21 protein-coding genes are annotated in these 22,498 nt (G+C 71.1%); 11 read left to right on the top strand and 10 right to left on the bottom strand.

Going from position 1 to position 22,498, the window contains the following annotated elements; translation table 11 throughout:
* Positions 1-21 precede the first annotated feature (21 nt).
* The 3 genes from AB0P07_RS13100 to panB all read right to left on the bottom strand — a co-directional run bounded on the left by AB0P07_RS13100 (position 22) and on the right by panB (position 2,979).
* Entirely contained in the window at positions 22-858 is an 837-nt protein-coding gene (locus AB0P07_RS13100; RefSeq protein WP_349606203.1) for an ABC transporter permease, read from the bottom strand.
* Positions 855-1,886, bottom strand: a complete 1,032-nt coding sequence (locus tag AB0P07_RS13095) for an ATP-binding cassette domain-containing protein (protein ID WP_365549203.1) — start codon at positions 1,884-1,886, stop codon at positions 855-857. Before AB0P07_RS13095 ends, AB0P07_RS13100 begins: the two co-directional genes overlap by 4 nt.
* 217 nt (positions 1,887-2,103) lie before the next feature.
* Positions 2,104-2,979 (bottom strand): 3-methyl-2-oxobutanoate hydroxymethyltransferase, encoded by an 876-nt coding sequence (gene panB, locus AB0P07_RS13090; RefSeq protein WP_365549200.1) that lies wholly within the window; start codon positions 2,977-2,979, stop codon positions 2,104-2,106.
* 339 nt (positions 2,980-3,318) lie between these two features.
* Between panB and AB0P07_RS13085 the strand changes: the two genes are divergently transcribed.
* The 4 genes from AB0P07_RS13085 to AB0P07_RS13070 all read left to right on the top strand — a co-directional run bounded on the left by AB0P07_RS13085 (position 3,319) and on the right by AB0P07_RS13070 (position 6,956).
* Positions 3,319-4,371, top strand: coding sequence for an endonuclease/exonuclease/phosphatase family protein (locus AB0P07_RS13085; protein ID WP_365549197.1), 1,053 nt, complete (start codon positions 3,319-3,321; stop codon positions 4,369-4,371).
* Positions 4,372-4,486: 115 nt separating this feature from the next.
* On the top strand, positions 4,487-5,713 hold the full coding sequence (locus tag AB0P07_RS13080) for an MFS transporter (RefSeq protein WP_365549194.1): 1,227 nt from the start codon (positions 4,487-4,489) through the stop codon (positions 5,711-5,713).
* Positions 5,714-5,889: 176 nt separating this feature from the next.
* Positions 5,890-6,744, top strand: coding sequence for a helix-turn-helix transcriptional regulator (locus tag AB0P07_RS13075; protein WP_365549191.1), 855 nt, complete (start codon positions 5,890-5,892; stop codon positions 6,742-6,744).
* Positions 6,741-6,956, top strand: coding sequence for a DUF397 domain-containing protein (locus AB0P07_RS13070; protein ID WP_228955873.1), 216 nt, complete (start codon positions 6,741-6,743; stop codon positions 6,954-6,956). Before AB0P07_RS13075 ends, AB0P07_RS13070 begins: the two co-directional genes overlap by 4 nt.
* A 6-nt stretch (positions 6,957-6,962) precedes the next feature.
* Here the strand turns inward: AB0P07_RS13070 and AB0P07_RS13065 are convergent, their stop codons facing one another.
* Positions 6,963-7,193, bottom strand: coding sequence for a hypothetical protein (locus tag AB0P07_RS13065; protein WP_365549188.1), 231 nt, complete (start codon positions 7,191-7,193; stop codon positions 6,963-6,965).
* Between the two features lie 451 nt (positions 7,194-7,644).
* Entirely contained in the window at positions 7,645-9,006 is a 1,362-nt protein-coding gene (glnA, locus tag AB0P07_RS13060; protein ID WP_365549185.1) for a type I glutamate--ammonia ligase, read from the bottom strand.
* Positions 9,007-9,296: 290 nt separating this feature from the next.
* Here glnA and AB0P07_RS13055 point away from each other — a divergent pair, with 290 nt between their 5' ends.
* Both AB0P07_RS13055 and AB0P07_RS13050 read left to right on the top strand, forming a co-directional pair.
* Complete coding sequence (locus tag AB0P07_RS13055) at positions 9,297-9,971, top strand: DUF3105 domain-containing protein (RefSeq protein WP_365549182.1); 675 nt, start codon at positions 9,297-9,299, stop codon at positions 9,969-9,971.
* On the top strand, positions 9,968-10,594 hold the full coding sequence (locus AB0P07_RS13050; RefSeq protein ID WP_365549179.1) for a DUF305 domain-containing protein: 627 nt from the start codon (positions 9,968-9,970) through the stop codon (positions 10,592-10,594). The genes AB0P07_RS13055 and AB0P07_RS13050 overlap by 4 nt, the downstream gene beginning before the upstream one ends.
* Before the next feature lie 93 nt (positions 10,595-10,687).
* Here AB0P07_RS13050 and AB0P07_RS13045 read toward each other — a convergent pair whose 3' ends face one another.
* From AB0P07_RS13045 to AB0P07_RS13035, 3 genes are read right to left on the bottom strand one after another with little or no spacing between them, the layout of a single operon-like run.
* Positions 10,688-11,134 carry a VOC family protein gene (locus tag AB0P07_RS13045; protein WP_365549176.1) on the bottom strand — a complete coding sequence of 149 codons (447 nt, stop codon included), beginning with the start codon at positions 11,132-11,134 and terminating at the stop codon, positions 10,688-10,690.
* 33 nt (positions 11,135-11,167) lie between these two features.
* A complete protein-coding gene (locus AB0P07_RS13040; protein WP_134655433.1) occupies positions 11,168-11,422 on the bottom strand; it encodes a Txe/YoeB family addiction module toxin in 255 nt (84 codons plus the stop codon).
* Positions 11,419-11,682: a type II toxin-antitoxin system prevent-host-death family antitoxin gene (locus AB0P07_RS13035; protein ID WP_061445118.1), complete on the bottom strand. Its 264-nt coding sequence runs from the start codon at positions 11,680-11,682 to the stop codon at positions 11,419-11,421. Before AB0P07_RS13035 ends, AB0P07_RS13040 begins: the two co-directional genes overlap by 4 nt.
* A 172-nt stretch (positions 11,683-11,854) precedes the next feature.
* Between AB0P07_RS13035 and AB0P07_RS13030 the strand changes: the two genes are divergently transcribed.
* Positions 11,855-14,854, top strand: a complete 3,000-nt coding sequence (locus AB0P07_RS13030) for a bifunctional [glutamine synthetase] adenylyltransferase/[glutamine synthetase]-adenylyl-L-tyrosine phosphorylase (protein WP_365549174.1) — start codon at positions 11,855-11,857, stop codon at positions 14,852-14,854.
* On the opposite strand, the gene AB0P07_RS13025 is transcribed toward AB0P07_RS13030, so the two are convergent.
* Positions 14,845-15,822 (bottom strand): phosphatase PAP2 family protein, encoded by a 978-nt coding sequence (locus tag AB0P07_RS13025; RefSeq protein WP_365549171.1) that lies wholly within the window; start codon positions 15,820-15,822, stop codon positions 14,845-14,847. The two genes, AB0P07_RS13030 and AB0P07_RS13025, sit on opposite strands and share 10 nt — an antisense overlap.
* A gap of 87 nt (positions 15,823-15,909) precedes the next feature.
* Entirely contained in the window at positions 15,910-16,944 is a 1,035-nt protein-coding gene (locus AB0P07_RS13020; protein ID WP_365549169.1) for a LacI family DNA-binding transcriptional regulator, read from the bottom strand.
* Positions 16,945-17,334: 390 nt separating this feature from the next.
* On the opposite strand from AB0P07_RS13020, the gene AB0P07_RS13015 reads away from it, so the two are divergent.
* The 4 genes from AB0P07_RS13015 (at position 17,335) to AB0P07_RS13000 (ending at position 22,479) form a co-directional block, all read left to right on the top strand.
* On the top strand, positions 17,335-18,606 hold the full coding sequence (locus tag AB0P07_RS13015) for an extracellular solute-binding protein (RefSeq protein WP_365549166.1): 1,272 nt from the start codon (positions 17,335-17,337) through the stop codon (positions 18,604-18,606).
* A 113-nt stretch (positions 18,607-18,719) separates the two neighbouring features.
* A complete protein-coding gene (locus AB0P07_RS13010) occupies positions 18,720-19,724 on the top strand; it encodes a sugar ABC transporter permease (protein WP_365549164.1) in 1,005 nt (334 codons plus the stop codon).
* A gap of 13 nt (positions 19,725-19,737) precedes the next feature.
* On the top strand, positions 19,738-20,649 hold the full coding sequence (locus AB0P07_RS13005) for an ABC transporter permease subunit (RefSeq protein WP_365549161.1): 912 nt from the start codon (positions 19,738-19,740) through the stop codon (positions 20,647-20,649).
* 147 nt (positions 20,650-20,796) lie between these two features.
* Positions 20,797-22,479, top strand: a complete 1,683-nt coding sequence (locus AB0P07_RS13000) for a glycoside hydrolase family 13 protein (RefSeq protein WP_365549159.1) — start codon at positions 20,797-20,799, stop codon at positions 22,477-22,479.
* Positions 22,480-22,498: the final 19 nt, after the last annotated feature.

Below are 22,498 nucleotides of genomic sequence, written 5' to 3'. Positions count from 1 at the left end.
GGTACGCCGCCCGCGCCACGCTCAGGTCTTCGTACGGAACTTGTGGATGGCGACCGGCGCCATCACCGCCGTGATCGCCACCGACCAGCCGAGCGTGATCCACAGGTCGTGCGCGACCGGCCCGCCCACCATCAGCCCGCGCGCCGCGTCGGCGAGCGTGGACAACGGGTTGTAGTCGGTGAAGGACTGCAGCCAGCCCGGCATCGACTGCGTCGGCGCGAAGATCGACGAGCCGAACTGCAGCGGGAACAGCACCATGAAGCCCATCGCCTGCACGGACTGCGCGTTCTTCAGGACCACGCCCAGGGTGAGGAACACCCACATGATCGACGAGGCGAACACCGCGGACAGGCCGACCGCCGCGAACAGCCCGGCCCAGTGGTCGATGTCGAAGCCGACCAGGACGGCGACGATCATCAGCACCGTGGTGGCGAACAGCATCCGCGCCATCTCGACCGCGATCTTCGCGAAGAGCACCGAGCCGCGCCCGATCGGCAGCGACCGGAAACGGTCCATGACACCGGAGTTGAAGTCCTGGCTGAAGCCGGTGCCGACGCCCTGGGACAGCGTCATGCTCATCATCGCGATCATGCCGGGGATCACGTACTGCACATAGCCGTCCTGCCCGCCGCCCAGGGCCTGGCCGATCGACCCGCCGAAGACGTACACGAACAGCAGGGTGAAGACGATCGGCATCAGCAGCGCGTCGAACATCGACTCCGGGTCCTGCCGGATCCACAGCAGGTTGCGGCGGACCAGGGCCCCGGTGTGCCGGACGTGCGCGCGCAGCGAGATCCGCGCGTCGGGGGTGACGGCGGGTGCGGGTGCGGGTGCGGGGGCGGTGGTGGTGGCGCTCATACGGCGACCTCCTCGCGGGCGTCGTCGGTGGCGGGCGCGGGATCCTGCGGGGCACTGGCGCGGTGGCCGGTGAGGGACAGGAAGACCTCGTCCAGGCTGGGCAGTTCGGTGGTGACGGCACGGACGGTGATGCCGCGCGCGGTGACCGCGCCGACCACGGCCGTCAGCTGCTCGTCGCTGAGGATCGGCACCAGGACGGCACCGCGCTCGGTGTCCACCGTGGTGCTGGCGAGCCCGGTGATGCCGAGTTCGTCCAGGTAGGCGGCGAGCGGGCGCAGCTGGAGCGGATCGGCCGGGCGGACCCGCAGGGTGCGGCCGCCGACCTTGGCCTTCAGCTCCTCGATGCCGCCGTGCGCGATGACCTTGCCGCGGTCCACGACAGTCAGCTCGGAGGCGAGCTGCTCGGCCTCCTCCATGTACTGCGTGGTGAGCAGCACGGTCACGCCGTCGCCGACCATGCGCTTGACCTCGTCCCACACCTCGTTGCGGGTGCGCGGGTCGAGGCCGGTGGTGGGCTCGTCCAGGAACAGCACGGCCGGGTGCCCGATCATGGAGGCGGCCAGGTCGAGCCGGCGCCGCATGCCGCCGGAGTAGGTGGACGCGGGCCGCTTGCCGGCCTCGGTGAGCGAGAACCGCTCCAGCAGCTCGTCGGCGCGGGTGCGGGCGTCCCGGCGGGACAGGTCGAGCAGCCGGCCGATCATGTAGAGGTTCTCCCAGCCGGGGAGCTTCTCGTCCACGGACGCGTACTGCCCGGTCAACCCGATGACCCGGCGCAGCTGCCGCGGCTGCCGTACGACGTCGTACCCGGCGACGTGCGCCTGGCCGGAGTCGGGGGTGATGAGGGTGGACAGGATGCGTACGAGGGTGGTCTTGCCGGCGCCGTTCGGCCCGAGCACGCCCATCACGGTGCCCTCGCGCACGTCCAGGTCGACGCCGTCCAGCGCCTTGGTCTCGCCGTAGTGCTTGACCAGCCCCCGCACGGCGACCGCGCTGTCCGCGGCCCGGGGGATGTCGTCGATTCGCTTCATGCCCCAGACGATGGCAGCGGCCACCGACAAAGCACCGACATCCCACCGACAGCACGGCCCGCGGCACCGACATCTCACCAACAGGTACCGCAACCATCAATGGAGGAACCACGACGGCGAGCAACCAGGTCCGCGAGAGCGGCGCCGGTTCAGGCGCAAGGAGGGCCCCGCCGACGGGGGATGATCGGCGGGGCCGGTGTCGTACCGCGATGGTCTGCTAGTGGACGGAGTGCTCGTCCTCGGGGAACGTCCCACCGACGACGTCCTCGGCGTACGCCTTCGCCGCGTCGCCCATGACCTTGCGCAGGTCGGCGTACTGCTTGACGAACTTCGGCACCCGGCCGCCGGTCAGCCCGAGCATGTCGGTCCACACCAGCACCTGGGCGTCGGTGTCCGGGCCCGCGCCGATCCCGACGGTCGGGATGTGCAGCGTCCGGGTCACCTCGGCGGCCAGCTCGGCCGGCACCAGCTCCAGGACGACCGCGAAGGCGCCCGCGTCCTGCACCGCCTTGGCGTCGCGCAGCAGCTGCTGGGCCGCCTCCTCGCCGCGGCCCTGCACCCGGTACCCCATGGAGTTGACGGACTGCGGGGTGAGACCGATGTGCGCCATCACGGGGATGCCGGACTCGACGAGCAGCCGGATCTGCTCGTGCGACCGCTCACCGCCCTCCAGCTTGACCGCCCCGACCCCGGCCTCCTTGATCAGCCGGGTCGCCGAGCGCAGCGCCTGCACCGGGCCCTCCTGGTAGGAGCCGAAGGGCAGGTCGCCCACGATCAGGGCGCGGCTGGTGCCCCGCACGACCGCGGCCGAGAGCATCGTCATCTCGTCCAGGGTGACGGGCACGGTGGTCTCGTAGCCGAGGTGGCAGTTGCCCGCGGAGTCGCCGACGAGCATCACCGGGATGCCGGACTCGTCGAAGACGGAGGCGGTCATGGCGTCGTACGCGGTGAGCATGGGCCACTTCTCGCCGCGCTCCTTGGCGGCGGTGATGTCCCGGACGGTGATACGGCGGTTGATCTTGCCCCCGTACAGCGCCCTGCTCCCGTCGGCGGGGGTGCGCTGCGGCGTCTGGGCAGCCGAAAGCTGCGTCATGGCAACGGCTCCTTCATGTCATCTCGAGGCGCCCTGACGGCGTCCCCGGATCCCTTCCATGGTGGCACCTGTGGCGTGCCGACGGCTAGGGGACCCCCGCCGGGACCTCCGTCACGCGCCATCGCCTGCCATCCCGTGTCATGGGTGGCACATGGGGTGAAATGTGCCCGTCGTGTCACAGAGCGGCCCGACCGGGCGCCGGACGGAACTGCCCGTACGGGCCCGTACGTCCTCGTGCCCGTACGGCCGTCGAGGGACGGCGGGATCGGAACCGATCATCCCCTATGGTGCTGAGTCACAGGGGGCGACGGTGTGCACGGCAGGCAGTGAGGCGACGGTATGGCGCAGCAGGCGTACATGACGGAGACGGACGGCGGCGGCTCGGACCCCGAGCGCCGGGAGACCCGGATTCGGCGCCTGTTCGACCGGGCCGTCAGCGGCTGGCGCGGCGACCGCCGCATCTGGCGCCGGGGCCTGGTCACCGCCGCCGTCGCGCTCCTCCTGTCGGGCGTCATGGCGGCCCACTCGCACATCCCGAACACCATCGGCAACCTCGGCAGCCTCTCGGAGACCTTCCTGCCGTGGTTCGGCCTGCTGATCCCCGTCCTGCTGGTGATCGCCCTGGTCCGCAAGTCGGCGACGGCGCTGATCGCGCTGGTGCTGCCGGTGAGCGTGTGGCTCAACCTCTTCGGCGGCCTGCTCTTCGACAAGACCGGCTCCGGCGGCGACCTCACGGTGGCCACGCACAACGTCAACGCCGACAACGCCGACCCGGCGGGCACCGCCCGCGCCGTCGCCGCCGCCGGGGCGGACGTACTGGCCCTGGAGGAACTCAAGGCGTCCGCCGTGCCGACGTACGAGAAGGCGCTGGGGGCCAAGTACCCCCACCACGAGGTCGTCGGCACCGTCGGGCTGTGGAGCAAGTACCCGATCAGCGGGGTGAAGCCGGTCGACATCGAGCTGGGCTGGAAGCGCGCGATGCGCGCCACCGTCGCCACCCCGTCCGGGCCGATCGCCGTCTACGTCGCCCACCTGCCCTCCGTACGGGTGAAGCTGGAGGCCGGTTTCACCGCGCGGCAGCGGGACAAGAGCGCCGAGGCCCTCGGCGAGGCCATCGCCGACGAGAAGCTGCCCCGCAAGATCCTCCTCGGCGACCTCAACGGCACCATGAACGACCGCTCGCTCACCGCGATCACCTCGCAGCTGCGCTCCCCGCAGGGCGCGGTGGGCAACGGCTTCGGCTTCAGCTGGCCGGCGTCCTTCCCGATGGCCCGCATCGACCAGATCCTGGTCACCGGCGTGGAACCCATGACCAGCTGGACCCTCCCGGCGACCGGCAGCGACCACCTCCCGATCGCCGCGCGTGTGAAGGTCGACACAACGGCCTCCTGAAATTCGCCTGCGGAATACCTGCCCTGAGAGCCTTTGTTCCGTACGGGAACATACAGGCGTCCCCCTGTGTCCCGTCCCCCCGTACGGAACCCGCTCTCGAAAGGCGAGACCCTTCATGCCCCTGGCCCTGCTCGCCCTTGCCGTGGGCGCCTTCGGCATCGGCACCACCGAGTTCGTGATGATGGGCCTGCTGCCCGACGTCGCGGACGACCTGGGCATCTCCATCCCCACCGCAGGCCACCTCGTCTCCGCGTACGCTCTCGGCGTCGTCATCGGCGCCCCGCTGCTCGCGGCGGCGACCACCCGGATGTCCCGCCGCGCCGTCCTGATCGCCCTCATGGCGCTCTTCGTGGTGGGCAACGGCCTCTCCGCCGTGGCACCCGGCGAGCTCTCCCTGCTGGCCGCACGCTTCGTCAGCGGCCTGCCGCACGGCGCCTTCTTCGGCGTCGGCGCGGTCGTCGCGACCGGCATGGTCGCGCCGGAACGCAAGGCCCGCTCCGTCTCGCTGATGTTCCTGGGCCTCACCGTCGCCAACATCGTCGGCGTCCCCGCCGCCACCGCCATGGGCCAGCAGCTCGGCTGGCGGGCCACCTTCCTCGGCGTGAGCGCGATCGGCGTGGCGGCGATCGCGGCGCTGGCCCTCCTCGTCCCGCGCGACAGCGCCCCCGCCCCCACGACCGGCCTGCGCGGCGAACTGGCCGCCCTGCGCTCCCTGCCCGTCTGGCTGGCGCTCGGCACGACGGTCGCCGGCTTCGGCGCGCTCTTCGCCGCGTACAGCTACATCACGCCGATGCTGACCGACGCCGCCGGGTTCGCCGAGACCAGCGTGACGCTGCTGCTCGCCCTGTTCGGCGTCGGCGCCACCGCGGGCAACCTGCTGGGCGGCCGCCTGGCCGACCATTCCCTGCGCGGCACGTTGTTCGGCGGCCTGGCCTCCCTGGTCGTGGTCCTCGCCCTGTTCCCCCTCCTGATGCGTACGCCGGTCACGGCGGCCGCGTCGGTGGCCCTGCTCGGCATGGCCGCCTTCGTCACCGGGTCCCCGCTCCAGCTGATGGTGATGGAGAAGGCCGCGGCCGCCCCTTCCCTCGCCTCCTCCGCCAACCAGGCCGCCTTCAACCTCGCCAACGCCGGCGGCGCCTGGATCGGCGGCCTCGCACTGGCCGCCGGGTTCGGCGTCACCTCCCCGGCGACGGCGGGCGCGGCGCTGGCCGTCCTCGGCCTGGCGGTCGCGGGCACGGCTTGGGCGGTGGACCGACGCCACGCCACCCACGCCCCGGCTCCCGGCCGCGAGCGCGTGGTCGCGGGGCACGTGCCGGAGGCGGCGGAGGCGGTACGGCGGTGACGGGCCACCGCCCGGCGCGCGTCGGCGGAAAGCCCCGTGCGGCGCGGCCCGCCGACGCCGCCGGGAACGGTGCCGCACGTCCGAGTGACATGATGCCCGTATCCCGTCACCCTGCGTTGCCTCTCCGTCTAACGTGACGCCCATCGCGATAGGACGCGTACGGCGGAGGGGTGTGGATGTCGACGAACGGCGGGGCGGACGAACCGGGTTGGGAGGTCGACCCGGACGACGAGTGGGGCGTGGCCGTCCTCACCACCGTGGGCAGGCAGCTGAAGCTGCGCCGCGAGGCGGTGGGCATGCGGGCGGGCGACTTCGGGGTGGCGGTCGGTTACGGGGAGGACCTCGTCTACAAGGTCGAGGGCGGGAAGCGGATCCCCCGCCGGGAGTACCTGGAGAAGGCGGACCAGGTTCTCGACGCGGGTGGGCTCATCGCCGCGGCCTGGGAGGACGTGAAGAAGGTCCGGTACCCCAAGCAGGTGCGGGAGCTCGCGAAGCTGGAGGCCACGGCGGTCGAGATCTCGCTGTACGCCAACCACAACATCCACGGCCTTCTCCAGACCGAGGAGCACATGCGGTCGCTCTTCGACACATGGCTGCCCGCGTACACGGAGGAGGAGACCGAGCGCATGGTTGCGGCACGGTTGGCTCGCCGATCGGTGTTCGAGCGATCCCCGGCGCCGACGTTCAGCTTCGTCCAGGAGGAGGCGACGCTGCGGCGGCCCGTAGGGGGCAGAATGGCGTGGCGTGGGCAGCTCGAACGACTGCTGGAGTTGAGTGAGTTGCGAAGCGTCTCGATTCAGGTGATGCCGACCGCCTGCGACGAACACTTCGGCACGGGCGGCCTGATCGAGGTGCTGAAGTTCCCCGACGGTACGGCGGTCGGGCGCTCCGAAGGGGCGTTCAGCGGGCGGCCCGTGTCCGACCCCAAACAGCTCCGGATCCTCGAACTGCGCTATGGCATGATCCGGGCCCAGGCTCTCACGCCCCGAGAGTCGCGGGCCGTCATCGAGCAGATGCTTGGAGAGTCATGATCCCCGTCACCGCCCCCTCGGATGCCCCCGGTCCCGTCTGGTTCAAGAGCAGCTACAGCAGCAGCGGAGACGGCAACGACTGCGTCGAGGTCGCGATAACCCCCGCCACCATCCACATCCGCGACTCCAAGCGCCCCCACGGCCCCCGCCTGGCCGTCACCAGGACGGCGTGGGCGGGGTTCGTGGGGGCGGCGGCGACTTCGGCGCCCTGACGGGGATCAGACCATCGTCGTGTGCGCCTCGCCCTGGGCCGAGGCGCCGCCGAAGGGTGCCGAGACGCCGAGGCCGCCGGTGAGGGCGAACGGGCCGGACTCCGCGTGGAGGCCGGCCGCGAGGGCGCCGTCGCCCGCGACGAGGGCCGCGCTCGCGGTGAGGCTGATGCCGCCGGACACCTGGTCCAGGTCCGTGTCGGAGAGCTCGGCCGTGGCGACCTGGGGGACAGTGTTCATGGCAGGTCTGTTCCTTTCGTGGGGAAGGGGAGCGGTGCGGCGCCCATGCCCGGCATCCGGAGTTTGGGGCCTCCGAAGGAGCCGCCGGCGTGCCGCGCACCGATCAAAGCACGGGGGTGAACGCCCGACCATCTGCGAGCCGTTGACCGCCGCCGCCCGGCGTCGCCGCGTTCATCAGTGTGTGAATGCGGTCAGGGAAAGCGCCCGGATCTTCACGCCGCCCGCTCAGGCCGTGAGGCTGTTGGGCGCCGCGAGGCCCACAGGCCGCCCCGGAGGGCATCCATCGCATCCCCCACGTGAGACCGGTCGGTGAACCCCGTGGAGATTCACGGGTTGTTCGGCGCCGATCCGCACCCCGCAGCTTGCCGCCCGGGGTGTGACACATCGAGGGCCGGCGGTTCGTGACCGCCGGCCCTCACGTCTGTCGCTCCTGGACACCCGCAGGTCAGCCCTACAGCACCGGCAACGACTTCTTCAGCTCGAACGCCGTGACCTGGGACCGGTACTCCTCCCACTCCTGGCGCTTGTTGCGGAGGAAGAAATCGAACACGTGCTCGCCGAGGGTCTCGGCGACCAGGTCGCTGCGTTCCATCAGGGCGAGGGCCTCGCCCAGGTTCTGGGGGAGGGGTTCGATGCCCAGGGCGCGGCGCTCGGCGTCGGAGAGGGCCCAGACGTCGTCCTCGGCGCCCGGCGGGAGCTCGTAGCCCTCCTCGATGCCCTTGAGGCCGGCGGCGAGGAGGACGGCGTAGGTCAGGTACGGGTTGGCGCCGGCGTCGATGGAGCGGACCTCGACGCGGGCCGAGCCGGTCTTGCCGGGCTTGTACATCGGGACCCGGACCAGGGCCGAGCGGTTGTTGTGGCCCCAGCAGATGTAGGACGGGGCCTCGCCGCCCGCGCCCGCCGTGCGCTCCGTGCCGCCCCAGATGCGCTTGTAGGAGTTCACCCACTGGTTGGTGACCGCCGACGTCTCCGCCGCGTGCCGCAGCAGGCCCGCGATGAAGGAGCGGCCGACCTTGGAGAGCTGGTACTCGGCGCCCGACTCGTAGAACGCGTTGCGGTCGCCCTCGAAGAGGGACAGGTGCGAGTGCATGCCCGAGCCGGGGTACTCCGAGAACGGCTTCGGCATGAAGGTGGCCTGGAGACCCTGCTCCAGGGCCACCTGCTTCATGACCAGGCGGAACGTCATGATGTTGTCGGCCGTGGAGAGCGCGTCGGCGTAGCGCAGGTCGATCTCCTGCTGGCCGGGGGCGCCCTCGTGGTGGGAGAACTCCACCGAGATGCCCATCGACTCCAGCATCGTGATCGCCTGGCGGCGGAAGTCCATGCCGATGTTCTGCGGGGTGTGGTCGAAGTAGCCGGAGTTGTCGGCGGGGGTCGGCACCGAGCCGTCGACCGGCTTGTCCTTCAGCAGGAAGAACTCGATCTCCGGATGGGTGTAGAAGGTGAAGCCCAGGTCGGAGGTGCGGGCCAGGGCGCGCTTGAGGACGTAGCGCGGGTCCGCGAAGGACGGCGAGCCGTCCGGCATGAGGATGTCGCAGAACATGCGGGCCGTGCCGGGGGCCTCCGCGCGCCAGGGCAGGACCTGGAAGGTGGAGGGGTCCGGCTTGGCGATCATGTCGGACTCGTAGACCCGGGCGAAACCCTCGATCGCGGAGCCGTCGAAGCCGATGCCCTCGTCGAAGGCCTGCTCCAGCTCGGCCGGGGCCACGGCGACGGACTTGAGGAAGCCCAGCACGTCCGTGAACCACAGGCGTACGAACCGGATGTCGCGCTCCTCCAGCGTCCGGATCACGAACTCCTGCTGCTTGTCCATCTTCCGCTTCCCCATCCTTGCTGGTCAGGCCGCCTGTTTCCGATGCGGCGGGAGGTGGCCCTGCACCTGAGCATCACACCACAGCGCCGTTACGTACGCGTTGCCGACCTCGCCGGGCCGGCCCACCCCGTGACCGCAGCGTAGAGGCCACCTGTTCGATCGGGCCATTCCTGCGATCCGGCCGGGACAGATCCTGTGCCCGCCCTACGAAGGACCGGCCTCGCCCCATTACGATCAGCGGACCTCACGCTCCTCCGTCCCGAGATGTCTTCCCAGAAGGGCAACACCCCATGGGTTCCGCCAAGAAGAGCAGCAACACGGCGCGACAGGCCCGCATAGCCGAGATGCGGCGTGCCGAGGAGGCCCGCAACCGCCGCAACCGGATCCTCACGATCACGCTCAGCACCGTGGTCGTCGCCGCTCTCGTCGTCGGCGGCGTCCTCGTGGTCCGCTCGCAGTCCGACGACTCGGACGGCATGGAGTCGAAGGGCGACGGGACGAAGACCTCCGGCAAGCTCGTCACCGGCGCCGACGGGCTGCGCACCTGGGAGGGCGACCTCGGCCGCAACCACGTCACCGAGAAGGTGACCTACCCCGTCGAACCCCCCGTCGGCGGCGACCACAACCAGGTCTGGATGAACTGCAACGGCGACGTCTACACCAAGCCGCTGAACAACGAGAACGCCGTGCACTCGCTGGAGCACGGAGCCGTCTGGGTGACGTACTCCGACAAGGCGCCCGAGGCCGACGTGGAGAAGCTGGCAGCCAAGGTCAAGAAGACGCCGTACTCGCTGATGAGCCCCGACGGCAAGCAGAAGGACCCGATCGTGCTGTCCGCCTGGGGGCACCAGCGCACGGTGACCGGCGCCGACGACCCGAACGTGGACAAGTTCTTCGAGAAGTTCGTCCAGGGCGAGCAGACCCCCGAGCCGGGGGCCGCGTGCACCAACGGACTCTCCCAGTGACGGCGCAACGGACCGGCTGGATCGCCGGTGCCGCGGCGGCGGCGCTCGTCGCGGCCGGCGGCATCACCTACGCGGTCGCCGGGGACGACGGCGGCAGCCGGGTCCCGTCCGCCGACTCCGCGGACGCCGGGTTCGCGCGGGACATGTCGGTCCACCACCAGCAGGCCGTGGAGATGTCGTACATCGTGCGCGACCGCACCGACGACGAGGAGGTGCGGCGGCTCGCGTACGACATCGCGCAGACCCAGGCCAACCAGCGCGGCATGATGATCGGCTGGCTCGACCTGTGGGCGCTGCCCAAGGTGTCGTCCGACCCGCCGATGACCTGGATGGGCATGGGCGACGCGCCCTCCGCCGGCGAGGGCTCGCTGATGCCGGGCATGGCCACCGACGCGGAGATGAAGAAGCTCGGCACGCTGAACGGCGAGCAGGCCGAGATCTTCTACCTCCAGCTGATGACCGAGCACCACAAGGGCGGCGTCCACATGGCGAAGGGGTGCGTCGAGCGGTGCACGGTCGGCGTGGAGAAGCGGCTGGCCCAGGGCATGGTGGAGTCCCAGGAGTCGGAGATCCGGCTGATGGCCGACCTGCTGGCCGAGCGGGGCGCGAAGCCGCGGACGTGAGATCCCGGCAGGCGGGGCCGGGGAGCCGAAACCTCCGCCGGGGGCGCGCCCCCGGCCGGCCGGGCGGGCCCGCGGCGGCCGCGCGCCGCCCGGTCAGTCCTCGCGCTTGAGGTCGGCCAGCACCTTGTGCAGCGGTTCCGCCACCCGGCGCCGGTACTCCTGGATCGCCCAGCCGTTGCCGTCCGGGTCCTTGAAGTACATGAAGGTCGCGCCGTCGTCCGGGGCGTACTGCACCGGCTCCGACACCTCCAGGCCCCGCGCGGTCAGCTCCGCGTGGGCCGCCTTGATGTCGGCGACGCAGAGCTGGAGGCCCTGGTACGAGCCCGGTTCCGGCCGGGTCTGTCCCTGTGCCATGTCCCAGATGGCGTCGCCGAGGGCGACCGAGCAGCCGGAGCCCGGGGGCGTCAGCTGGACGATGCGCATGCCCGGCATGACCTCCTGGTCGATGTCGACGTGGAAGCCGACCTTGTCCCGGTAGAAGTCCCGGGCGCGGTCGATGTCGGAGACGGGAAGCGGGATGACTTCGAGCGTGAAGTCCATGGCATGACTCCTCGGGTTTCGTCGGTCGCGGTGTCAGTAGTGGTAGCGCGCCTGGACGATGATCAGGACATCGTCGGTGGGCTTGTACACAAGACGGTGCGTGTCGTCGATGCGCCGTGACCAGTAGCCCGACAGGTCGCCCTTGAGCGGCTCCGGCTTGCCGATGCCCTTGAACGGGTCACGGGTGATGTCGCTGATCAGTCTGTTGATCCGCTTGGTCACCTTCCGGTCGCTCTCGGCCCAGTGGACGTAGTCCTCCCAGCCGTGGGACGTGAAAGTGATCCTCACGCCCGCTCCGCGTCCGGGTCGATCAGCTCGCGCTCCCGGGCCTCGCCCGCCTCGGCCTCCGCGATGGAGTCGAGCAGGCGCCGGGCGTTCCGCGGCGAGCGCAGGAGATGCACCGTTTCCGTCCACGCCGTGAAGTCCTCCTCGGACATGAGCACGGCGTTCCCCTTGCGGGAGGTGATGTGCACCGGGGCGTGGTCCTCGTTGACCTGCTCTATCAGCGGGAACAGGTTCTGACGGGCTTCGCTGGCGGTGATGGACATACCAGTGCCTCCCTTCCTCGGCTTGTACAAGATATCGTACGAGTCCGGAGCGGGCCACTGGAAGAGCGAAAGCGCAGCCCCGGCGCCCGCGCGCCGTTCCCCGGTTACGCTCGGCCCGTACGACCTTGATCCCGCGGAGCCCTTGGCCCGCACGGTGCGACAGGAGGCCGAGATGACGGCGCCGGGGCGCAGGAGCAGTACCTTCACGCGACTGCTGCGGCACGGTTTCACCGACCCCTCCGCCGCCGAACGGCTCCTCGACGGCGTCGAGCTGGCCGAGCTGCGCGCGGACCCCGTCCTCCTGGAGGCCCTGGGCGCCACCGCCGACCCGGACCTCGCCCTGCACGGGCTGGTACGGCTCCTGGAGGCGCAGCCCGACCCCACGGCCCGGCAGGAGCTGCTGGACACCCTGATAGCGGCCAAGCCGCTGCGCGACCGTCTCCTCGGAGTGCTCGGCGCCAGCGAGGCGCTCGGCGACCACCTCGCCCGGCACGCCGGGGACTGGCAGGCCCTGGTGACGTACGAGCCGCGGGACCTGCACCGCGGGGTCGAGGAGTTCGAGCGGGGGCTCGCCGAGGCCACCGACCCGGTCTCCCTGCGTGTCGCCTACCGGCGCTGCCTGCTGTCCATCGCCGCCCGCGACGTGTGCGGCACGATCGACGTCGCCGAGACCGCCGCCGAGCTGGCCGACCTCGCCACCGCCACCCTGCGCGCCGCCCTGGCCCTCGCCGAGGCCGCCGCGCCCGAGGACGCGGCGCGGTGCCGGCTCGCGGTGATCGCGATGGGCAAGTGCGGCGGACACGAGCTGAACTACGTCTCCGACGTCGACGTGATCTTCGTGGGCGAGCCCGCCGACGGCGTGGACGTCGACGAGACCAAGGCGCTGCGGGCCGCCACCGCGCTCGCCTCGCACATGATGCGGATCTGCTCCGAGACCACCGTCGAGGGCTCCATCTGGCCGGTCGACGCCAACCTCCGCCCCGAGGGCCGCAACGGCCCGCTGGTGCGCACCCTCACCAGCCACGTCGCCTACTACCAGCGCTGGGCCAAGACCTGGGAGTTCCAGGCGCTGCTCAAGGCCCGCCCGGTGGCCGGCGACCCCGGCCTCGGCGCCGAGTACGTCGCCGCCCTCCAGCCCCTGGTGTGGCAGGCCGCCGACCGCGAGAACTTCGTCCCCGACGTGCAGAAGATGCGCCGCCGGGTGGTGGAGAACATCCCCGTCGCCGAGGTCGACCGACAGCTGAAGCTGGGCCCCGGCGGCCTCAGGGACGTCGAGTTCGCCGTGCAGCTCCTCCAGCTGGTGCACGGACGGGCCGACACCTCCCTGCACAGCGGCACCACCCTGGACGCGCTGGAGGCGCTCGCCGCGGGCGGCTACGTGGGCCGCACCGACGCCGCCCAGCTCGAGGAGGCGTACCGCTTCCTGCGCTCCATGGAGCACCGCATCCAGCTGCACCGGCTGCGCCGCACCCACCTCGTGCCCGAGGACGAGGCCGACCTGCGCCGCCTCGGCCGCTCGCTGGGCCTGCGCACCGACCCGGTGACGGGGCTGCTGAGGGCGTGGAAACGGTACGCCTCCGTCGTACGCCGGCTGCACGAGAAGCTGTTCTACCGGCCGCTGCTCGACGCCGTCGCCCAGCTCGCCCCCGGCGAGGCCCGGCTCAGCCCCGAGGCTGCCCGGGAGCGCCTGGTCGCCCTCGGCTACGCCGACCCGGCCGCCGCCCTGCGGCACCTGGAGGCGCTGGCGTCCGGCGTCACCCGCAAGGCCGCCATCCAGCGCACCCTGCTGCCGGTGCTGCTCGGCTGGTTCGCCGACTCCGCCGACCCGGACACCGGGCTGCTCAACTTCCGCAAGGTCTCCGACGCGCTCGGCACCACCCCCTGGTACCTCAGGCTGCTGCGCGACGAGGGCGCCGCCGCCGAGAACCTCGCCCGCGTCCTGTCCGCCGGGCGGCTCGCGCCCGACCTGCTGATGCGGGCCCCGGAGGCCGTCGCGCTGCTCGGCGACGGGGTCGCCGGGGGACTGCGGCCGCGCGGGCGGGCCCAGCTGGAGCAGGAGACCCTGGCCGCGGTCCGCCGCGCCGACGACGCCGTACAGGCCGTCACCGCGGTGCGCGGCGTACGGCGCCGGGAGCTGTTCCGCACCGCCGCCGCCGACATCGTCGGCTCCTACGGCACCGAGGCCCAGCCCGTCGAGGCCGACCAGGGCGCCCTGGTGGACCTGGTCGGCGGCGCGGTGTCCGACCTGACGGCGGCGACGCTGGCGGGGACGCTGCGGGCGGTCGTACGGGACAAGTGGGGCGACGTCCTGCCCACCCGGTTCGCGGTCATCGGCATGGGCCGCTTCGGCGGGCACGAGCTGGGCTACGGCTCCGACGCCGACGTGCTCTTCGTGCACGAGCCCCGCGACGGGGTGGACGAGCGGGAGGCGGGGGACGCCGCCAACAAGGTCGTCGCCGAGATGCGCCGCCTGCTTCAGGTGCCGAGCGCCGACCCGCCCCTGCTGATCGACGCCGACCTGCGGCCCGAGGGCCGGTCGGGGCCCCTGGTGCGGACCCTCAAGTCGTACGAGGCCTACTACCGGCGCTGGTCCCTCGGGTGGGAGTCGCACGCGCTGCTGCGGGCCGAGTTCGTCGCCGGCGACGAGGACCTGGGGCGGCGCTTCGTCGAGCTGATCGACCCGCTGCGCTATCCGGCGGGCGGGCTCACCGAGGACGCCGTCCGGGAGATCCGGCGGCTCAAGGCCCGGATGGAGTCCGAGCGGCTGCCGCGCGGTGCCGACCCCAAGCTGCACGCCAAACTGGGTCCCGGCGGCCTGTCCGACGTGGAGTGGACGGTGCAGCTGCTCCAGCTGCGGCACGGGCACGAGGTCGCCGGGCTGCGGACCACCAGGACGCGCCCGGCGCTGGCCGCCGCGCGCGACGCGGGGTTCGTGTCGGCGGAGCACGCCGAGACCCTCGACGAGGCGTGGGTGCTGGCCACGCGGGTGCGCAACGCGGTGATGCTGGTCCGGGGGCGGGCCGGCGACACCTTCCCGACCGACCCGCGCGAGCTGGCGGCCGTGGGCCGCTACCTGGGCCACGGGCCGGGCCACGCGGGGGACATGCTCGACGAGTACCGCCGCACGGCCCGCCGGGCGCGGACGGTGGTGGAGGACCTGTTCTACGCGTGAGGGCTGCCGCCTCGGCCGCGCCCCCGCGTCACCGCCGCTGGTGCTTGTGGGTCGCGCGGTCCGGCGCTTGCCCGGTGCCGCTGCGCCCACCCGTGCCGCCCCTGGGGGTACCTCCCAGGCCGTTCAGGCACTTGGGGATGCGCGACTGCCCGCAGCTGGGACGGCAAGGCATACGGCAGGCTCCCGTACCAGAGGTAAGCCACCCCGTACCCGAACGCCAGACACGCCAAGCCTCCCACCGCGTCCAGCCAGAAGTGGTTCGCCGTGGCCACGATCACCACCAGGGTCAGCGCCGGGTACACCAGCCCCAGCACCCGCACCCACGGCACCGAGGCCAGCGCGAAGATCGTCAGGCCGCACCACACCGACCACCCGATGTGCATCGACGGCATCGCGGCGTACTGGTTGGACATGTTCTTCAGGTCCCCGGACGCCATCGACCCCCACGTCTCGTGGACCATCACCGTGTCGATGAAGTGCCCGCCGGTCATCAGCCGGGGCGGGGCGAGCGGATACAGGTAGTAGCCGACCAGGGCGACGCCCGTCGTCGCGAAGAGCACCAGACGGGTCGCCGCGTAGCGCCCCGGATGACTGCGGTAGAGCCACACCAGGACACCGAGGGTCACCACGAAGTGCAGCGTGGCGTAGTAGTAGTTCATGCCGACCACGAGCCAAGTCACCGAGTTCACGGCGTGGTTGACGGTCTCCTCGACGGCGATGCCGAGCTGTTGCTCGACGCGCCAGATCCAGTCGGCGTTGCGCAGAGCCGCGGTCCGCTGTTCCGGCACCGCGTTGCGGACGAGGGAGTAGGTCCAGTAACTGAGCGCGATCAGCAGGATCTCGAACCAGAGGCGGGGCCGGCGCGGGGTGCGGAGCCGGCGCAGGAGGCCCTTCCCCGTCGTCTCGGTGACGGGGTGCGGAACACCGTTCTCGAGGCGTTCCCCAGTCCTCACGGTCACGTCACCCATAGGCATGAAGTCTGCCAGAAAAGCCTTCTCCCACCGATCATCCCCCAGGCCGGTCCGGCCCGCATCCGGCGTCCCGGGGCCGGGGGATCAGGGCCGGCCGCGCTCGCTCGGCGCCGACGCCGTCGAGCCGCGCACCACCAGCTCCGGCATGAACACGAACTCGCTGTGCGGCGCGGGTGTCCCGCCGATCTCCTCCAGCAGGGTGCGCACCGCCGCCTGCCCCATCGCGGGGACCGGTTTGCGGACGGTGGTCAGCGGCGGGTCGGTGAAGGCGATCAGCGGCGAGTCGTCGAAGCCGACGACCGAGACGTCCTTGGGCACGTCCAGGCCCAGCCGGCGGGCCGCCCGTATCGCGCCCAGCGCCATCATGTCGCTGGCGCACACCACCGCCGTGCAGTCCCGCCCGATGAGCGCGGAGGCCGCCGCCTGGCCGCCCTCCAGGGTGTACAGCGAGTGCTGGACCAGCTCCTTCTCCACCGTCTCCGCGTCCAGGCCCAACTGCTCCTGGACGGTGCGCACGAACCCCTCGATCTTGCGCTGCACCGGCACGAACCGCTTCGGCCCGAGGGCCAGCCCGATCCGGGTGTGGCCGAGCGAGACGAGGTGGGTGACCGCGAGGCTCATCGCGGCCCGGTCGTCGGGGGAGATGAACGGCGCCTGCACCTGCGACGAGAAGCCGTCGACGAGGACGAACGGCACGCCCTGGGCGCGCAGCCGCTCGTAGCGCTGCATGTCGGCGTTGGTGTCGGCGTGCAGTCCGGAGACGTAGATGATGCCGGCGACCCCGCGGTCGACCAGCATCTCGGTCAGTTCGTCCTCCGTGGAACCGCCCGGCGTCTGGGTGGCGAGGACCGGGGTGTAGCCCTGGCGGGTCAGCGCCTGGCCGATGACCTGGGCCAGCGCCGGGAATATCGGGTTCTCCAGCTCCGGGGTGATCAGGCCGACCAGGCCCTCGCTGCGCTGCCGCAGCCGCACGGGCCGCTCGTACCCCAGCACGTCGAGGGCGGCGAGCACGGACTGGCGGGTGGTGGCGGCGACGCCGGGCTTCCCGTTGAGGACGCGGCTGACGGTCGCTTCGCTCACTCCCGCCTGGGCGGCGATGTCGGCAAGCCGTGTGGTCACAGGGGTGGACTGTACCTGTCGGCCGCCTCCTTGCACACCGATCGGGCGCCGTGGGCGGCCTGTTGGGCGGCCCGTCGGACGGCCCGGCGCGGGCTGCTGCGTCATCGCGCTCCCTCGTGAAAGTGGTGGCAAGAGCTTGCAGAGTCTTGCACAACCGGCCCGATACCGCTCGGGCCCCGTAAACAAGCGTCTCACGACGGTCGCCGAGAGGTCACGCCCGGATAACTTCGGAGATCTCTTGCACATTTTTGCTGCAAGACCTTTCGCCGGGCTTTCAACGCTGTTACGTTCACGTCGCCCGACGGCGGCAAGGACGCGGTCGGTGTCGGCAGGAGCGGCGGACGGGCCCGCACCCTGCACCACACGGGCTTTCACCCTCAAGGAGAACTCATGCGGCGTGGCATAGCGGCCACCGCTCTGGTGGCGTCCCTCGCCCTCGCGGCGACGGCGTGCGGCGGGGACGGCGACAGTGACAGCGAGTCCGGCGGACCGGTCACCATCACTTACTGGGACACCTCCAACGCGACCAACGAGGCGCCGACCTACAAGGCCCTGGTCAAGGAGTTCGAGGCCGCCAACAAGGGCATCAAGGTCAACTTCGTCAACGTGCCCTTCGACCAGGCGCAGAACAAGTTCGACACCGCCGCCGGTTCCAAGGGCGCCCCGGACGTGCTGCGCTCCGAGGTCGGCTGGACGCCCGCCTTCGCCAAGAAGGGCTTCTTCCTGCCGCTGGACGGCACCGAGGCCCTCGCCGAGCAGGACAAGTTCCAGCCCAACCTGATCGAGCAGGCCAAGTACGAGGGCAAGACCTACGGCGTCCCGCTGGTCACCGACACCCTTGCCTTCGTCTACAACAAGGAACTGTTCGAGAAGGCCGGCGTCGAGGCCCCCAAGACCTGGGACGACCTGAAGAAGGCCGCCGCCACCATCAAGGACAAGACCGGCGTCGACGGCTACTGGGCCTCCACGGCCGGCTACTACGCGCAGCCCTTCCTCTACGGCGAGGGCACCGACACGGTCGACGCCGACGCCAAGAAGGTCACCGTCAACTCGCCCGAGGCCAAGAAGGCCTACGGCACCTGGCTGAGCCTGTTCGACGGCAAGGGCCTGCACAAGGCCGACACCACGGCGGACGCCTACGCCCACATCCAGGAGGCGTTCGTCAGCGGCAAGGTCGCCTCGATCGTCCAGGGCCCGTGGGAGATCACCAACTTCTACAAGGGCTCCGCCTTCAAGGACAAGAACAACCTCGGCATCGCCACCGTCCCGGCCGGCTCCACCGGCAAGGCGGGCGCCCCGACCGGCGGCCACAACCTGTCGGTCTACGCCGGCTCGGACAAGGCCCACCAGGAGGCGGCGCTGAAGCTCGTGAAGTTCATGACCTCGGCGAAGTCCCAGGAGACCGTCGCCCTGAAGAACTCCACGCTGCCGACCCGCGACGACGCCTACACCGCCAAGGTCAAGGCCGACCCGGGCATCGCCGGCTTCCAGACGGTCCTGCCCGCCGCCCAGCCGCGCCCCGCGCTGCCCGAGTACAGCTCCCTGTGGACGCCGCTCGACGACGAACTGCCCCAGATCGCCGGTGGCAAGAAGTCCCTGGACGAGGGTCTGGGCGACGCCGAGACCGCGATCGCCAAGCTGGTGCCGGACTTCAGCAAGTGAGTCCGCGTGGCCGCCGGGTCCCCACCGTCAGGGAGGGACCCGGCGGCCACCGGCCTGCGCCGCACCCCTGATCCGTCGATCCTCCCGATGATCGCTCCCGAAGGTGTCGAACCATGACAGTCACCATCGACCGCGCGACCGGCAAGCGCCGCGGTGACCGCGCCCCGCGGCCCGGCCTCGGCCGGCGTCTGAAAGACGGCTACCAGAAGCACTGGTACGCCTACGCCATGATCGCGCCGGTGGCCGTCGTGATCGGCGTCCTCGTGCTGTACCCGCTCGGGTACGGCCTCTACCTCACCCTCACCGACGCCAACAGCCTCAACAGCGCGCGCACCATCGGCGTCAACGAGATCGAGGCCACCTACAAGTTCGTCGGCCTGGACAACTACGCCGACATCCTGTGGGGCCCGACCGCCTACGACCGCTTCTGGTCGCACTTCGTCTGGACCATCGTGTGGACGGCCGTCTGCGTCGGCCTGCACTTCTTCATCGGCCTCGGGCTCGCCCTGCTGCTCAACCAGAAGCTGCGCGGCCGCACCCTGTACCGGCTGATCCTGGTCCTGCCCTGGGCCGTGCCCACCTTCGTCACCGTCTTCGGCTGGCGCTTCATGCTCGCCGACGCCGGCATCGTCAACTCCGCCCTGGACTGGCTGCACCTGCCGACGCCCGCCTGGCTCGAGGACACCTTCTGGCAGCGGTTCTCCGCGATCATGGTCAACACCTGGTGCGGTGTGCCGTTCATGATGGTCTCGCTCCTGGGCGGCCTGCAGTCCATCGACAACAGCCTCTACGAGGCCTCCGAGATGGACGGGGCGGGCGCCTGGCAGCGCTTCCGCTACGTCACCCTGCCCGGTCTGCGCTCGGTCAGCTCCACCGTCGTGCTGCTCGGCATCATCTGGACCTTCAACCAGTTCGCCGTGATCTTCCTGCTGTTCGGCAACACCGCCCCCGACGCGCAGATCCTCGTCACCTGGGCGTACCAGCTCGGCTTCGGACAGCAGCCGCGCGACTTCGCGCAGTCCGCGGCCTACGGCATCCTGCTGCTGGCCATCCTGATCGTCTTCACCTCCTTCTACCGCCGCTGGCTGAACCGCAATGAGCAGCAGCTCGCGAACTGAGGCAGGAGCCGCCATGAGTACAAGCACCGCACCCACCAAGGCGCCCGCCGAGCAGGTCACCGCGTCCACCGCGCCGCCGCGCAAGGTGCGCCGCCGCGGCGAACGCAGCCGCGCCGCGTCCCTCGCCTCCCACGGCGTGCTGACCCTCGCGAGCCTCGTCGCGCTCTTCCCGGTCGCCTGGCTGGTCTACCTCTCCCTCGGCCCGGACAAGAACGACTACCTGCACCCCGGGCGCATCTGGTCGAAGATGACCTTCGACAACTACGCGTTCGTGCTCCAGGACACCAACTTCTTCCACTGGCTGAAGAGCTCGCTGCTCGTCTCGCTGGGCACCACCGTCATCGGTGTGCTGGTCGCCGCGACGACCGGCTACGCGGTCTCGCGCATGCGCTTCCCCGGCTACAAGAAGCTCATGTGGGTCCTGCTGGTCACCCAGATGTTCCCCATCGCGGTCCTGATCGTGCCGATGTACCAGCTCCTGTCGAAGCTCCAGCTCATCGACAGCTACCTCGGCCTGATCCTCGTCTACTGCTCCACCGCGGTGCCGTACTGCGCCTGGCTGCTCAAGGGCTACTTCGACACCATCCCGTTCGAGATCGACGAGGCCGGGCGGGTGGACGGGCTGAACCCGTTCGGCACCTTCTTCCGGCTGATCCTGCCGCTGGCCCGGCCGGGCCTCGCGGTCGCCGGCTTCTACAGCTTCATCACCGCCTTCGGCGAGGTCGCCTTCGCCTCGACGTTCATGCTCAGCGACACGAAGTACACCTTCGCCGTCGGCCTGCAGAGTTTCATCAGCGAGCACGACGCGCAGCGCAACCTGATGGCGGCCACCGCCGTGCTCGTCGCGATACCCGTCTCCGCGTTCTTCTACCTGGTGCAGAAGAACCTGGTGACCGGCCTCACCGCGGGCGGCACGAAGGGCTGATCGCCCGACCGTCCAGGGCCGAGAGCCCGACCCGGAAACGTCCGGCCGCGGTGCCCATCCGACCCCGCTGCACCGCGGCCGGCCGCCTCTTCCGCCACCGACGCCTCCACTCCGTTCCGCTCCGTTTCGCTACGTACCAAGGACGACATGAGCCAGCAGCCTTCCGCCGCACCGGCCCCCACCTCCGCCGTCGCCACCGTCTCCGAGCGCCACGACTGGTGGCGGGACGCCGTCATCTACCAGGTGTACCCGCGCAGCTTCGCCGACAGCAACGGCGACGGCATGGGCGACCTGGAGGGTGTGCGCACCCGCCTGCCCTACCTGCGCGACCTGGGCGTGGACGCCGTGTGGCTCAGTCCCTTCTACGCCTCCCCGCAGGCCGACGCCGGCTACGACGTCGCCGACTACCGGGCCGTCGACCCCATGTTCGGCACCCTGCTGGACGCCGACGCGCTGATCCGCGACGCCCACGCGCTGGGCCTGCGCATCATCGTCGACCTGGTGCCCAACCACTCCTCCGACCAGTACGACTGGTTCAAGCGCGCGCTGGCCGAGGGCCCCGGCTCCCCGCTGCGGGACCGCTACCACTTCCGCCCGGGCAAGGGGAAGAACGGCGAACTGCCGCCCAACGACTGGGAGTCCATCTTCGGCGGCCCCGCCTGGACCCGGGTCACCGAGCCCGACGGCACGCCGGGGGAGTGGTACCTGCACCTCTTCGCGCCCGAGCAGCCCGACTTCAACTGGGAGCACCCGGCCGTCGGCGACGAGTTCCGCTCCATCCTGCGGTTCTGGCTGGACATGGGCGTGGACGGCTTCCGCATCGACGTCGCCCACGGCATGGTGAAGGCCGAGGGGCTGCCCGACCTGGGCTCCCACGAGCAGTTGAAGCTGCTGGGCAACGATGTCATGCCGTTCTTCGACCAGGACGGCGTGCACGCCATCTACCGGCAGTGGCGCCGCATCCTCGACGAGTACTCCGGTGAGCGGATCTTCGTCGCCGAGGCCTGGACCCCGACCGTCGAGCGCACCGCCAACTACGTCCGCCCCGACGAACTGCACCAGGCCTTCAACTTCCAGTACCTGGGCACCCACTGGGACGCCGAGGAACTGCGCACGGTCATCGACCGCACCCTGGACGCCATGCGCCCGGTCGGCGCCCCCGCCACCTGGGTGCTGTCCAACCACGACGTCACCCGGCACGCCACCCGCTTCGCCAACCCGGCGGGCCTCGGCACCCAGATCCGCCTGGCCGGCGACCGCGCCCTGGGCCTGCGCCGGGCCCGCGCCGCGACCCTGCTCATGCTGGCCCTGCCCGGATCGGCCTACGTCTACCAGGGCGAGGAACTGGGCCTCCCGGACGTCGTCGACCTGCCCGACGAGGTACGCCAGGACCCGGCGTACTTCCGCGGCGCCGGCCAGGACGGTTTCCGCGACGGCTGCCGCGTCCCGATCCCGTGGACCCGCGAGGGCTCCTCGTACGGCTTCGGCACCGGCGGCAGCTGGCTGCCGCAGCCGGCGGGCTGGGGCGAGCTGAGCGTCGAGGCGCAGACCGGCGAGCCCGGCTCCACCCTGGAGCTGTACCGCGAGGCCCTGGCCGTCCGCCGCTCCACCGCCGACCTCGGCGCGGGCGACGCGGTGGAGTGGCTGCGCGCCCCCGAGGGCGTCGTCGCCTTCCGCCGCGGCGACTTCGTCTGCGTCGCCAACACCACCGGCGAGTCGGTCGCGATGCCCGCCTACGGCCGCGTCCTGCTGGCCAGCGGCGAGATCACCGAGACGGCCGGCGAGGCGAAGGTCCCGGCGGACACCACGGTGTGGTGGACCCGCGCCTGACAACCCCTCGGACCGTCGA

The organism is Streptomyces sp. NPDC085944, from assembly GCF_040686295.1.
Taxonomy (GTDB): Bacteria; Actinomycetota; Actinomycetes; order Streptomycetales; family Streptomycetaceae; genus Streptomyces; species Streptomyces salinarius.
The sequence above is the reverse complement of the archived record's forward strand: the minus strand, read 5'-3'. Positions and strand labels throughout refer to the sequence as shown.